Source organism: Schlesneria sphaerica, assembly GCF_044336245.1.
Lineage (GTDB): Bacteria > Planctomycetota > Planctomycetia > Planctomycetales > Planctomycetaceae > Schlesneria > Schlesneria sphaerica.
The window spans coordinates 2,212,104-2,226,034 of sequence record NZ_CP172346.1 but is presented as its reverse complement, the minus strand read 5'-3'; the positions used below and the strand labels follow the sequence as shown (position 1 = coordinate 2,226,034).

Below are 13,931 nucleotides of genomic sequence, written 5' to 3'. Positions count from 1 at the left end.
CTGCGACATGGTCAGCACCGAAAGACACTGCATTCGCTAGACCTGCACGAGGCCCGCGTCGACAAAGAGATCGATCCCCGCGAGGAATCGTGACTCATTCTGTGCGAGGTAAACTGCGGCGTCGGCGATTTCCTCGGGATCGCTGATTCGACCGAAAGGGATTCCTTCTGGGAATGCACCTTGCGTCCGGTTGCCGAACAGCGGAGGAACGATCGGGGCAGGGTTGATAACGTTGACCCTGATATTTTTCAGTTTCAGGCTGCTTGTCCACGTTTTTGCGAACGCGCTGACGGCAGCCTTCGTGGCGTTGTAGGCACCGATGTTGTCGAAGCCCGTCACACCGGCAACAGAACTGGTCAGAATGATGGAAGCACCGTCATTGAGAAGCGGCAGCGCCTTCTGAACGGAAATCAACAGGCGGCGCACGTTGATTCCGAACAGCTTGTGGAAATGAACTTCCGTTGCGGACCCATAGTTATCACGCTCGCTATACCCCGCGTTGGCGAACAGGATATCGATGCGGCCTTTCTTTGACCGGACGGTTTCATACAGGCGACCAAGATCAGCAAACTTGTCGATGTCCCCCTGGACAGGGGCAGCGTGTCGGCCAATTTGCATCACGGGCGTGTCGAATTCAGCATGGCTGCGTCCCGTGATAAATACGTCCGCGCCTTCTGACACAAACTTGCGCGCGGCAGCGACCCCAAGTTCGGTGCATCCACCCGTGATGACGGCTACTTTGCCTTCTAGCTTCTTTGACATGGTTTGGCTTCAAACTCCTCATCAGATGTCAAGAACCACTGACGGTCAAATATCGCTCAGACCGCTGTCGAGAACGCGACCCTGACAGACTGAATTACCGTCCGTTGATGCGAGTCTTACATCCTCAGGCCGCTTTTTTGAGAAAAATCAGAAAATGGCGACGTCTTTGAGGTGATTGGACAGGTTCCCAGTGCGTGCGAGGCTGAGTCAGAAGAGCAGTAGAGAAATCCTGTAAGAAAGTTTGCGGGAAACGGTATTTCCTACAAGAGGGGTGAGTTGGCCGTTTGACTGTTCACGCAAGCGAGGTTCGCATGACGACACCGGTGATTGAACGAATTCGCAAGTACTTCCAGATTCCCGATGCCTCGATATTCATGGAGTTCCACAAGCCACACGCGAAAGAGATTGCGCATCGGAAAACCATGATCTGGGGGCTCGACGAGAGCATTCTGAGAAGTCTGCGCAAACAGCAAGCTGACGGCGGAGATATGTCATGTCCGACTGCCTGAGTCGTCTTTGGAACGGCCCTTTCCCTAGTCCACGCTACCCCCGGCGCGTATCATACGACGTAATGTCGTTGAAGAAGATCCCTCAGTCAGGATCCACGACAGCAACTGGTTTACTCAGGTGCTCATTTGGCTGTCAACGACTCACCACTGACTCGAGCAAGTCTCCTGGTTCAGATTCGTGATGGCACGAACCAGCGAGCGTGGCGAGAGTTTGTGAGTCTATATGGGCCGGTCGTGTATGGGTTTGCCCGGAAGCGGGGATTACAGGATGCAGACGCCGCTGACTTGATGCAGGAGGTCATGCGTTCGGTTGCTGCGGCGATTGGTCAACTGGAGTATGACCGCAAGCGTGGATCGTTCGCCGGTTGGCTGTTTACGATCACTCGCAATAAGGTTTTCAACTTCCTTTCGGCTCGGCGAAGTCGTCCGCAGGGAGCAGGGGATACCGACACTCACCGTCTGCTCAATGCCCAACCCGATAACGACGAAGGCTCCGACGCCTGGGAACTGGAATACCAAAGACAAATTGCTGCGATCGCGATGCAGCGAATCCAGCCAGAATTTCAGGAAAGTACGTGGCGGGCCTTCCAGTTGACGGCCGTTGATGGACTGCCGGCACCTGTGGTTGCCGAACGGACGGGGCTTTCCACAGGAGCCGTCTACGTGGCGAAAAGCCGTGTTCTCGCCCGATTGAAAAGCGAAGTCGAAGCGGTGCGGAAGCAGGAAGAGAATTAGTTATGCATACAGATCAGACCTGCCCGCGTGCGGAAGAGCTTCGGCAGCTTCTCAATGGAACCCTCTCGGGCGAACGTCAACAGTCCTGCACTGAGCACATGGACGTGTGCAAGGGCTGCCAGACAACGCTCGAAGTCCTGGCTACCGAGGGGACTGATCTGTCGAGCGTGGTGGGGAGCTTGCGCGAGTCCGCCCCTCCTGCCAATTCGGGCTACTGGAAAGCGGTCGAACAAGTTGAGGCGGTGCTTGAAGAGACGCTCGTTCCCAAAGTGAGCGTCCTGAAACGCGATGTCTCGCTCGACTTTCTCGAACCCCCCGTTGACGCCGCATACCTGGGACGAATTTCTCACTTTGATGTGATGCGTGTTCTGGGGCGGGGGGGGATGGGCGTCGTTCTCGAGGCGTTTGACTCTCATTTGCAGCGGAATGTTGCTCTGAAGGTGTTGGACCCTGATCTGGCAGAAGATGACATTGCCCGTCAGCGTTTCTGCCGAGAGGCCCGCGCAGCCGCGTCGATCACACACGAAAATGTTGTGGCGGTGCACCAGGTGGAAAGATCGGGCGCCAATGGGCTTCCCTACCTTGTGATGCAGTTGATCACGGGAGAATCGCTGGAACAGCGATTGACCCGAGAAAAAAGCATGTCGATGCGCGAAGTCGTACGCATCGGGATGCAAGTTGCAAACGGGCTGGCAGCCGCTTATGCCCAGGGGCTGATTCACAGGGATATCAAGCCCGGAAATATTCTGCTTGAGCAATCGAATGACCGTGTGAAGCTGACGGACTTTGGTCTGGCCCGTGCGACAGAAGATGTGAAGCTGACACGGTCTGGTTTTGTTTCTGGCACGCCCCTGTATATGGCTCCCGAGCAGGCGATGGGGGAAGAACCGGACCACCGGTCGGACCTCTTCAGCCTCGGTGCTGTGATGTACGAGATGGTTGCCGGGCAGCCCCCTTTTACAGGCAATTCTGCACTCGCGATTCTGAAGCGTATCAGCGATACGAAGCATCAGTCGCTTCGTGAACTGAACCCTGAAGTCCCCGGATGGCTGGCCGATACGATCGATCAACTGCTTGCGAAGAAGCCGTCCGATCGAATCCAGTCAGCCACGCACCTTGCTGAACTGCTTGAGTTTCAACTTGCCCTGATGAAAACGTCGGAGGATGTACCCACGGTTTGCCGGATTGAGGCCAGTAAAGAAGCGGCGCGTCAACGCTGGATTTCGGCGGCGATTGGTGTGGGATTCTTGAGTCTCGGTTTGCTCGGAGGGATGCTGATCGCAAACCGCCCTTCTGTCAGCACTGCCCCCAGTTCAGCAACCAAACCATTGGCGGTTCTCAGCGCCAATTCGGGTACCGTCTGGTCCGTGGCCTTCAGTCCGTCCAGTGACTTGCTCGCCATGGGTGTGGAGGATGGTTCCGTACGGATCTGGGACGTTCAGTCACGTAGCGTGAAATCGACCCTCAATGCTCACCGAGCGGCCGTCTGGTCAGCTCAGTTCACGCGCAAAGGAGACTTGCTGGCGACTGCAGGTGACGATGGGCTGATCAAACTGTGGGATCTGACCTTCTCAGAACCAAAGATCACCTTCGAAAACCCCCACGCGGTGAGAAGCATCGTTTTCTCACACGACGATCAGGTGCTTTATGCAGGGAATAAAGACGGGGGAATTAAAGCCTGGTCACTGGAAACGAATCAATCCGTAGCCCAGGCTCACCAACCCAGTGCCATCTATGCTTTGGCAATTTCGCCCGACAACGAGACCCTTGCCAGTTCGGGAAGTGATAAGGTTGTTCGACTCTGGAATGCTCGCAATCTGACGCAGAAATTGCTGCTGGAGGGACATTCTGGCCCGGTCTATGGTCTCGCCTTCAACCACGACGGTCACCAGTTGGCGTCGGTGGGGTGGGATAAGATGATCCGCATCTGGGATGCTGATAGTGGGCTTCTGCTGCGATCCTGGGATGGCAAAGGGGACGACATCTGGGGCGTGGCATACTCTCCAGATGGAAAACGCCTCGCCACGGGGGGGCACGAGGGAGTAGTGAAACTCTGGAATCCGGAAACAGGACAACTGCTCGATGAATTTCTGGGCCACAAGATTGCGGTGCACAACCTGAAGTTCAACCAGGACGGACATCTCCTGGCATCCGGAGGCCGAGACGGGACCGTCCGGATCTGGAAGATCGAGTAATCGTTACCTTGCGTGTGTGGTTTCAAGGCGAGCGGAGGGCGCGGTGCATCAGCTCGGCGCCCTCTCGCGCGGCACGATTCCCGGGATTAATTCTCAGCACGGTCGTGTAATAGTGCAGGGCGGTGCGGGCGTCCCCCCTTCGCTGGTAGACTTCACCGAGAAACAGATTTCCCGTTTCCGAATCTGGCCGAAGCTTCAGCAGTTCCTGGAAATGCAGCTCGGCCAGGTCGAGTTTCTGGAGCTTCAGGTAAGTAAAGCCGAGCATGTCGTGAGCCCGGTCGGAATGAGGGTCAATTTCGAGGCTCAGCTTGAACCACTTTTCAGCTTCTTCGTAGTTCTGCTGAATCATCCGACAGAGTCCCAGGTTTAATCGGGCTCGAATGAAGTTCGGGACAGTCGATGCGATGGGCTCGAGAATGACTGCCGCATCGTCGAATCTCTTCTGTTCAATCAAGTGGATTGCCTCGTCGACCGCGTTGAGGTGTACGAGCATGTCCTTGATGTCTGGAAGCTCCTTCTGACCTTTAAGATCGAGTGCAGCACGGGCGGGGCCGCCTGTGTATCCAAGACTCTCCAGCGCCCGACGATCTTGAGCGGAAAGTTCGACGTTCTCTCCTGAACGGAGGCGAAGCTTCTCTTCAAAGATCGCGAGTTCGTTTTCCAGATCGTTCAGAACGTCTGAATTTGTCACGGCGAGGTTCACGAGTTCCGAGGGATCCGCAGTCAGATCATACAGTTCCGGGCGTGTCGATCGGACATACCGCCACCGCTCGGTCGTCAGCCCCCGCAGGGGGGACCAGAACGCCTGCAGATAAGGTTCATCTGTCAGCGAGTAGCAGGTACGGGGTTCAAGGGGTTGACCCGAGAGGGCAGGTTGCAGACTGCGCCCACTGATCTCAGGTGGGACTGGCGCACCTGCAGCGTTTAACAGTGTCGGAAAGAGATCGACTAACGGAACCGGTTGAGTCACCCGTCGGCCCGGGGACTGAATTCGAGGATCGACCACAATCAAGGGGACCCGCAAGGTCGATTCGTGAAGCGTAAATCCGTGAGTCAGCTCTCCATGCTCGCCCAAGCTCTCTCCATGGTCACCGACGACCAGAATGTAAGTCTTGTCCCTGATCCCCAACTCGTCCAGTGTTTTCAGCAGCCTCCCCACGAGCAGGTCGGTATAGGCGAGTTCCCCGTCGTAGGGCTGATTGTCGAATCGATCGCCGAATTCATCCGGGTGAAGGAGGTAGGGCTCGTGCGGATCGTAGAGATGGACCCAGCAGAGAAAGGGAGATGGGGACGGGCTGGAAGTCGATTTCTTCAGCCAGCGGCTCGCGGAGTCAATCACGAACTTGCCATCGCGGTAGCGGTGGAGTTCGTCACCCTCCGGGCTCGCAGTCGACAGGTCATCGTCGTAGTGCTCGAACCCGCGACTCAGACCGAACCGCGACTGGAGAACGAACGCGCTGACGAAGGCCGCACTGTGATATCCGACCTGTTTAATGAGCTCGGCAAGTATGGGGATTCCGGGTAGCAGGCTCGTCTGCCCATTCGTGACCACTCCATGTTCAGGAGGCCACAACCCTGTGAACATCGACGTGTGGGAAGGGGCCGTCATTGGAGCCGGTGCGTAGGCGCGCTCGAACAGAATTCCCCTTTGAGCCAGGGAATCCAGATGAGGTGTCTCCGCTCCTGGGTATCCATAGCATCCCAGGCGGTCTGCGCGTGTCGTATCAAGAGTGATAACAAGGATGTTCAGCCGAGGCTGCTGTCCTCGCATCAGGATTATGCACGTAATCAGAACGGTGGCCGCGACACAAACGCCGCCCCAAACCATTTTGGACCTGACTTGCATCGAATCTCCTGGGGGCGAAAGGAGGTAGTTGTTCACAGACGCAGAAAGAGACGTGAGGGGCACCGGGTGACTACGATAATGAAGTCATCCCGGTTTTTCCTCTCGAACCTTTCTGGCTGTTCACACGATGGGTGTTGGCCTGTGAACAACCACGACCGCAACGGCCCTCAGCGAGGGGGGACAATATTCAGGTTGATCAACTTGAGCTTATTTTTTCCTTTTCTCCAGTTTGAAATCGTAGGGGGATTTGCCGCTTGCCACGTCTGCCACCAGCTTCGATTCCACGGCATACTGTCGTGGAAGCTCCTCCTTTGCACCAAAATTCATCGGGCCTCCCGGATTTTTGGGGTCTGGCTTCCAGACGGACCCATCGGCTTTCACCATTCGACTGACTGAAACACGGTATTTGCCGGGGATTGCTCCTGTTTTCGGCTTGCCGTCCGGGCCGAGCGACTTGAGTTCATACTTTCCGGATTCATCCGTGGTTCCGACGGCCCCTTTGCCTTGAGTCTGTTCGAGTGGTGTGAACGAGACGGTTGCATCGACCAGCGGCTTACCGTCAAACGTAATCGTGCCGGATGCGGGAACCGGATCAGGCCACTTGGGGAGTTTCGGGCCGCCTCCACAACCCAGGACCACAGTTAAGTTGAGAAGAATGAGTGCTCTCAAACCAAATTTCATGCGGGGAATCCTTACCTTAATGCGAGCCAATTGAGGGAATAGCGCGAGCGCTGCCAGATGAAGGGTCTGGCAGCGCTTCAAATGAACATGCGCAGGAAATTCGAATCCGCAGAGGGATTAGAATTCGCTGGGATTGACGCCGTCTGAGACGTAGCCAAGAGCCGCCTGTGCCTGTCCGGCGATATTTTCGCTGATGAAGCGAACTGCCCCGTCCCCCATCAGCGCGTGACATCCGCCAACATGGAGGCTACCGGGGGAACTCCATTGTCCCAGTCGGCCGTAGAGATAAGTTGATGGGTCGTTGTTGTAGATCCATTGATTGATTGGCGTCCATGGCCAACTCTGTCCGGGTCCCACATAAGGGCCGACGAAGTCGATTCCCAGGTTCACATGGCAGACGTAAGTCCAGCCCCCCAGAGTTCCGTTGTACTTTTCTCGTGTCTGTTCCGCCATGACGACACAGTTACTGGTGCCATCAACCCAGTCGCGCATTTGAGTCGCTTTGTCAGAGCCAAACGCGCGGCGGTTTTTCAGGTCTTGTGCTGACCAGTAGTGGGCGTAGTAATACTCAAGGTAGGTGGCACACATGGCGTAGCTCGTACGGTATCCCCCGGCCTGCGTCGAGCTGATGCTGTAGTACTTGTTAACGCCAGTGTAGTAGTCACTCCCCGGATCGGATGGGCATTTAAAGAGGGCAACTTTCGTTTTTGACAGCTCGGCATTCACGTTTGGATCACCTGTCACCGCACTTGGCTGGTACATGTCATAAACGTGCGACCAACTCGCGGCGTGTTGGAAATTCCAGGCGTTGTAAAGGGGGGCCTGATCAATGTAGGGGGCCAGCAAAAGCAAACCCGAAACGTTCATGTATCGTGGAATCGCAGGTACGGTTCCTCCCCCAGCGAAAGAGTCTACACCCCCGATACCTGGCGCGATCGACAACGGTGGGAAGCAGGAGTGAGTATCGTGGTAGTTGTGGAGAGCCAATCCCAGATTCTTCAGATTGTTCTTGCACTGTGTCCGACGGGCTGATTCCCGAGCCTGTTGCACCGCCGGAAGCAGCAGTGCGATCAGAACTGCGATGATCGCAATGACCACCAGCAGCTCGATTAACGTAAAGCCAACGCGACGCGATTTCATCAGATGCTCCTTGTCAACTAGAAAAGCAAGGATAAAAACAACCGCAAGTGCGGTATCAACGCAGATGAACGCAGAAGCTGAAGCGAAGTCGAAATAAAACATCCTGGCACGAAGGTGCCCGGCGATGGAATTTCAGTTCGAGACGTCGGCCGAAGTTGGCGATGGGATCCTGAAGCGAATCAAATCAGAAACTAAAACAATACCAATCAGAAGTTCAGTGAAGAACGTAAAGTACTGCTGAGAAAGGAGTGTTTCTGGATGGTCACCCAGCGAAACGAAGTTTCACCTATGGTGTGCACTGAGAGTGCCGAATGACTGAATTTAGGTATACTGCTGCGGCAAGCCGAAGTAGTCAAGCGAAAAATCCGAATCGTTATCCTTCTTTTCGGATAATTCTTAGGCATTTTTGATCGTAAATTATGCACATGCTAACATCGTGGCGGATTTCATGCGGACGTATCGATCAGCCTCACAATCAGCTCGCATCCTGAGTAGTATGCGAGAAACTGCGAGTGAAGGTTCATAGCATGTTCTCTCTGAATACCCGGTGAAATCACGAGAAATATTTGCCTCTACTTTTGCCCTGAAAGCTGCAACGGAATCCAAACACCGTCCATGCTTCAGCGTCTGGATGTTTCAGCGGCAGACCTGGAAAAGACCTGAGAACTTCTACTGAAGCCTGTCCGCTAGTCCGCAAACGACGATTCCCGCTAGTCGTCCTCGAAGGCCACGGTGGCTCTCTTCCGGTGCTTTGGAGCTCACGTCAGATGGCAATCAGCCTCCACGTCTGCAGGCAGCCTGGGCCAGTGATCGGCAAGGCACACTGGCCTTCAAGGCCTGACTACTTCTGTGTACTGAGCGGAGGATCCCGATTGCGGGGCTGTAATGCAGCGGAGGTGAGTCACGGGACCGGATAAGTCGGTCGTCGTTTCCGTTGGTGTCCCGCTCCGGGGCCCCTCTGCTGATGCCGTTTCCGGGGGACATCCGATCCTTCGGAACCCGATCTCGCGCCGTTGGAAATTTCTGAAGGTTTAACTCGACCTGAGTTGAAACGTTGTGGTCCGTTAGAAGGGCGTCAATTCCCAAGACATTTCAGGCGGAAGTCTGGATGCGAGCCTTCCACAACAACTGGACCGTTTTCCTGGACGCTTCAGCCGAACTGACACTCCGCGACTCGCACGCGATCCGAAGTCCATCTCGAAGGTGAGCACTGCCGGCCCCTCTGCTGTAACACGGGCCGAGATTACGAGTGCAAGGCAAAGTTTCGTCCGGAGTCGCGCATTGTTTCTGCCGGGAATGACACTCTTTGCGACCCACTTGCTGGTCAAATGCGCGACGCTCTCGGCGGCGTGGGGTGGCCCCCCCGGAATCTCGCGGTGCGATGCTGGTTTGCAAGCTGTGACTGGCCAAGCCATCTTGACCCTCATTTGAGGGAGACATATACAGTCGCTTCAGGTCGTATTGAGCGAATTGCCGTGGGCGACACTTCCGTTTCCGAATTCTTCGGTATCAGATTGAGAGGCACCTGTGGTTGGCAAAGTTCACCTCTCGCACACTCCCCGTTTTTCCACCGCACTCGAACTTCCAGTCCGGATGATGAAGCAGATCCTGGTCAGTCGCAACGTTCCGTTCGGGGGCCGGGTGCTCGTGGCTGGCTGCGGACATGGCGAACTGGTTGCGTTTCTGGACGGGATTGCGTACCAGGTGGATGCCGTGACGGACTCGCCCGAAGAAATTGAACAATTGCGGAAACGGTGTCCTCAGTACGACTTCCATTATGCGCGGCTTGACGAAGCCGTGGGAGCTCCCCCGGACGTCTTTGATTTGATTCTTGTGCAGGATCTGTGCGTCTATCGGAACAATCTGCTTGACCTGGGAACACGTTCGGCCACGGCCAATCTCCTGGCTTGCTTGAAACCCGGGGGTGATCTGGTGTTCGTCCGGAAGCAGGACGGCCCGATGGGCTGTGGCACCGGACATGAAGCGGGGTGCTGGAAGCGGCATCTTGCCTGCTTTCCCGGGCAGATTACGATCAATCAGTACCCGGAAAGTTTCTTCGGGCGATCAACGTGGGATTGGTTTTGTGGAAATCGGGATCATGGCGACTACTTTACCGTGACGATGCAGTCCCCCCCTGAAAAACTCAATCGTAACTTCTGGCGAGATTTTGCGCGTCGCGGGCTGATGACGGGCCAGGGAAAATGTTGCGCAGGGCAGGCCGCAGGCGTTCCCGCCCTCCGAGCGGCGTGACTCGACATCGGCGTTCAGCCCGACTGACTTTGAAGTTCCCTCAGCGGGGGAATGATGATTTGTCTGCTGGAACCAGCCATTCAACCCATCCCCAAGAGGTCCCTTCCCGGCTTGTGGAGGAACCTCGCCTCGGGGCTGGAGCGGGCTCGCTTTACCCAGCAACGCGCCTTTGTCTGAGCAACGAGACAATCCGTCCGCTTGCGCTCACTTCCCTGTAGCGGTGGGGACGTTCGGGCTGAAGTGGGACTTTCGAAGCTTCGATTTCTTCCGTGGTCAATTCTCGTGCCGCTTCGGTTCGTCACCCTGATGAATCATGGGAAATCGCTTCCGAAAGATCAGCTTTTCCCACCACCGGGCAGGACGGAGTCGGGGATCGCTGATCGCGAGGTCATGAAATTTGCCTCTGCGGGTAATGACTCGCACTTTTTCCGGCGACTGAATCTCGGCGACGGTCCAGTACTTGGGGACTTCATACGAATATCCGTCTCCCGAAGGGACGGCATAGACATGCTGAGCACGGGGGCCTGGCTGCAGGCCGAACTTGCTCACGAAACACACGACAGGATCACCTACCCGAAAGCGATTTTGCATGTCGACCACCCTCGTCCGCTACTTGTGGTGAAATTGGAGTCGCAAAAATCAGATCGATATCGAAATCCCGCAGCTATTTTTCCCGATCCCCGCAAACATCACAGAGAAGCGAATTTTGTTCCAAACGCGGAGGTTGGCTTTACTCCCCAGCTCCCGCGTCGCCTCCTGACGATAATTTTGCGGTCCAACTGCTCATCTGCACTCTCTTTTCTGGCGATTCTCCACTCTTTGTCGACGACGAGACCGATTGTGTCAATCGTAACGGTTTTCGGGTGCTGGGGCGGCCTGCACAAGATTTACACTCTGATCGCCCACGGATTTCGCAACTCATGATTCTGCCAATTGATCGGACGCACCCGTTGCCCTGAGGAGGCGACAGGGCGCGAGTACCCAAACCAGGACAGGGGGAGAGGGCTGCTTCTCTTGAGGCAACGATCGCCCCTGCGGAGTCTCTCTCTCGCCCCTGACTCACCCGTGAGGCTCAGCAGAATTTGATCGTTGCGGCCCCCAATGTTTCGAGCAGGCCTGTACAACGGCTGGCCGGACCGGCGTCTCAACGTGTCAACACGTCGACGCACAGGTGTCGTCAATCTGTCGAGTACCGTTCGATTGGCGGTTTTCCCCGGGAAACGGAGAGGGCGCGCGCCTTGCCCGAAGAGTCGACCTTGCGCAAAACGCAGGTGATTCCGATTTCGTCAACTATGGCCTGCGAGTGGATTGACCGGTCGGCACTAAATGCCGCCATCTTCCGGGGATCTTCCTGACGATCTAACACCAGTTCCCGTTAAAGACTGCAAGCGATGTCTCGGATCTGCCTAGATTGCCCAGATTGGAACACTCTTTGCTTCCTCAATGGCTTCATCATGTGGTGACAGTTTCATTCGCCGGCAGGATTGCAAAGGGCCCTGAAGTCCCGAATCCGACACCAAAGAATCCGAAAAGAAGAGCCTGGAGTAATCCCAGATGAGCCGATTAAGCACTTCACATGATTTGCTGCAATCCCGACTGTCGATTTCCACTGCCGATTTTCCACAAACGCAGACAGCGGACTGGGGTTCATCGATCCCGGGGATTTCTCGCGTCATCAGGAAGCTGGGGGTATCCGAGTTTCGGCGACGGCTTTTCCACATGACACCTGCGCTGCTTCCAGCCGTTCTGCCCTTCCTCGATCATCCCGATCCCTGGGGCATGCTGTTAATGGGGGCCGTGGCGACAATTGCTGTTGTGGTGATTGTGCTCTCGATCGTGCTCGCCCCGTACATCAAACGGAATGGCGAAACAGACTGGCGATATGCCGTCTGGGGATACATGATCCCGGTGATTGCGCCGATCCTGTTGTTCCCTGACCGAGCAGAATGGGGGCTGATGACGCTGCAGATTCTCGCCCTGGGAGACGGTTCCGCCACTCTCGGCGGGCTAATGTTTGGTGGACGACGACTTCCCTGGAACCCTCGTAAAACTGTTGCCGGCCTGATCTGCTTCACCATGATGGGGGCGATGGGGGCAACGTTAAGTTTCTGGGCGGAAGCTCTTCCCGGCGTTCCCTTCGGAATTGCCTTTGCGATCTGCGGGACCGCTTCGCTCTGTGCGGGGTTGGTGGAGTCGCTCCCGATTCGCTCTAACGACAATTTCCGCGTCGGTATGTCAGCTCTCCTCTCGGGAATTTTCATGACGATGCTGCTGACCTGATTCTGATCCAAGCGAGTTCAACATTTCCAGTCGTGCCGACACCAGGGGAATACTCTCGGTTTTCCGAGAGTTCCCGGAAAATTCGTCGTAAGTGGCCGGGGTAGCCGGTCGATGGAAAGATTGAAAATGATGGAGCTTCGCACAGACAACTTGCATCTGCCGGTCCTCAGGGGGCCGGTGAACGGTGGGACCTACGTCCTGGGAGAAAGCTGAAAACAGAGAACAGGGAGCACAATTTTTGCTGTTCGAAATGGAATCGTGAAGCAGAAACAATGTGAAGTTCAATTGAGAACTGAGCAGGAACGTTCAGGAAGTTTTTCAGTATGGCATCAGGATTCGCCTCTACAGCATCGGCGGGCCGATCGAGTTGGTTGTCTGAACGACCTGCTCGTGCCGCCCAGCGTCCACAGACACGCGAGCACGTTCAGAGCACCGCGGTGGCAGAGTCGGGAATCAACCTGGCTGCCGTCGTTCATCTGCGTAAGAGTTACGGTGATCATGTCGCCGTGCACGACGTCAGCTTTTCGCTGCACAGTGGAGAAGTGTTGGGACTTCTTGGACCCAACGGTGCTGGAAAAAGCACGACCATGATGATGCTGGCCGGGCTGCTGACGCCGACCAGTGGAGAAGTGCTGCTGGATGGACAGCGGTTTGATGGCCGGAACCATGAACTGCGACGGATGCTGGGGGTTGTGCCGCAAGAGTACGCGATCTACCAGGAACTGAACGCCGTCGACAATCTGATGTTCTTCGGAAAGCTTTACGGGCTCAGTGGACCTGCTCTCAAGTCCCGCTGCGACGAGGTGCTTGAGCAGGTCGGCCTGACGGAAAGTGCCCTGCGTCCCTCCCGCACCTATTCCGGCGGAATGAAGCGGCGACTGAATTTCGGCGTCGCCCTGATCCACCGGCCCTCGGTCCTGATTCTCGATGAACCCACCGTGGGTGTGGATCCGCAGTCGCGGTCTCACTTGCTGGACTGTGTCCGACAGCAGGCCGCGGACGGGGTCGGGATCATCTACGCCAGCCATTACATGGAAGAGGTTCAGTCGATTTGCAGTCGTGTTGCCATCATCGACCATGGACGCGTCCTGGCCAATGATACGATTCCGAATCTGCTGGGGGGGACTGCATCTGATCTGCATCTTTACGTCGATCGTACCCAGGGGATTACCTGTGAACTCGGTGGCCTGGCTGAACTGGGGACAGGGAGCGACGGCAATCCGGCCGTCATCATTCCAGGCGAGTCGACGTTGATGACGAATCCCTCCGATGCATGTTCTTTAAGATACGGACTGAACCTGACCGCGAAGGAACCGACTCGCGTTCCCGTCGAACTGTCATGGAGACTGCAGATGGTTCTTCACAAGCTGGGGAATCTAGGGGTTCGGGTATTGCGTGTCGAAACGCAGCAATCCAATCTGGAGCGACTGTTCCTTCAACTGACTGGCAAGCGATTGCGCGACTGACAACGTGCTTGGATTCGCGTCTGCTTGTTTGGACACAAGACAGTCTGCTTCGTCATCGACTTTTTGA

Annotated in this window: 11 protein-coding genes; 6 read left to right on the top strand and 5 right to left on the bottom strand. The window is 55.9% G+C overall.

The window, feature by feature from the left end:
- Nucleotides 1-36: 36 nt before the first annotated feature.
- Nucleotides 37-762 (bottom strand): SDR family NAD(P)-dependent oxidoreductase, encoded by a 726-nt coding sequence (locus ACGY09_RS08200; protein ID WP_397571164.1) that lies wholly within the window; start codon nucleotides 760-762, stop codon nucleotides 37-39.
- Between the two features lie 311 nt (nucleotides 763-1,073).
- Between ACGY09_RS08200 and ACGY09_RS08195 the strand changes: the two genes are divergently transcribed.
- The 3 genes from ACGY09_RS08195 to ACGY09_RS08185 all read left to right on the top strand — a co-directional run bounded on the left by ACGY09_RS08195 (nucleotide 1,074) and on the right by ACGY09_RS08185 (nucleotide 4,201).
- The gene (locus ACGY09_RS08195; protein ID WP_373650770.1) at nucleotides 1,074-1,271 is read left to right on the top strand and encodes a hypothetical protein; all 198 of its coding nucleotides are present in this window, start codon (nucleotides 1,074-1,076) and stop codon (nucleotides 1,269-1,271) included.
- A gap of 126 nt (nucleotides 1,272-1,397) precedes the next feature.
- Nucleotides 1,398-2,006 carry an RNA polymerase sigma factor gene (locus tag ACGY09_RS08190; protein ID WP_373650771.1) on the top strand — a complete coding sequence of 203 codons (609 nt, stop codon included), beginning with the start codon at nucleotides 1,398-1,400 and terminating at the stop codon, nucleotides 2,004-2,006.
- A gap of 2 nt (nucleotides 2,007-2,008) precedes the next feature.
- Nucleotides 2,009-4,201, top strand: coding sequence for a WD40 repeat domain-containing serine/threonine protein kinase (locus ACGY09_RS08185; protein WP_397571163.1), 2,193 nt, complete (start codon nucleotides 2,009-2,011; stop codon nucleotides 4,199-4,201).
- A gap of 22 nt (nucleotides 4,202-4,223) precedes the next feature.
- On the opposite strand, the gene ACGY09_RS08180 is transcribed toward ACGY09_RS08185, so the two are convergent.
- The 3 genes from ACGY09_RS08180 to ACGY09_RS08170 all read right to left on the bottom strand — a co-directional run bounded on the left by ACGY09_RS08180 (nucleotide 4,224) and on the right by ACGY09_RS08170 (nucleotide 7,868).
- A complete protein-coding gene (locus ACGY09_RS08180; RefSeq protein ID WP_397571162.1) occupies nucleotides 4,224-6,047 on the bottom strand; it encodes a sulfatase-like hydrolase/transferase in 1,824 nt (607 codons plus the stop codon).
- Between the two features lie 207 nt (nucleotides 6,048-6,254).
- Complete coding sequence (locus tag ACGY09_RS08175; protein WP_397571161.1) at nucleotides 6,255-6,728, bottom strand: carboxypeptidase-like regulatory domain-containing protein; 474 nt, start codon at nucleotides 6,726-6,728, stop codon at nucleotides 6,255-6,257.
- A 117-nt stretch (nucleotides 6,729-6,845) separates the two neighbouring features.
- A complete protein-coding gene (locus ACGY09_RS08170; protein WP_397571160.1) occupies nucleotides 6,846-7,868 on the bottom strand; it encodes a DUF1559 domain-containing protein in 1,023 nt (340 codons plus the stop codon).
- Nucleotides 7,869-9,395: 1,527 nt separating this feature from the next.
- Here ACGY09_RS08170 and ACGY09_RS08165 point away from each other — a divergent pair.
- Complete coding sequence (locus ACGY09_RS08165) at nucleotides 9,396-10,118, top strand: class I SAM-dependent methyltransferase (protein ID WP_397571159.1); 723 nt, start codon at nucleotides 9,396-9,398, stop codon at nucleotides 10,116-10,118.
- Between the two features lie 273 nt (nucleotides 10,119-10,391).
- Here ACGY09_RS08165 and ACGY09_RS08160 read toward each other — a convergent pair whose 3' ends face one another.
- Entirely contained in the window at nucleotides 10,392-10,709 is a 318-nt protein-coding gene (locus tag ACGY09_RS08160; RefSeq protein WP_397571158.1) for a hypothetical protein, read from the bottom strand.
- A 963-nt stretch (nucleotides 10,710-11,672) separates the two neighbouring features.
- Between ACGY09_RS08160 and ACGY09_RS08155 the strand changes: the two genes are divergently transcribed.
- Together ACGY09_RS08155 and ACGY09_RS08150 are read left to right on the top strand one after the other, a co-directional pair.
- A complete protein-coding gene (locus ACGY09_RS08155; protein WP_397571157.1) occupies nucleotides 11,673-12,398 on the top strand; it encodes a hypothetical protein in 726 nt (241 codons plus the stop codon).
- Between the two features lie 323 nt (nucleotides 12,399-12,721).
- Nucleotides 12,722-13,864, top strand: a complete 1,143-nt coding sequence (locus tag ACGY09_RS08150) for an ABC transporter ATP-binding protein (protein WP_397571156.1) — start codon at nucleotides 12,722-12,724, stop codon at nucleotides 13,862-13,864.
- The last annotated feature ends 67 nt before the right edge of the window (nucleotides 13,865-13,931 follow it).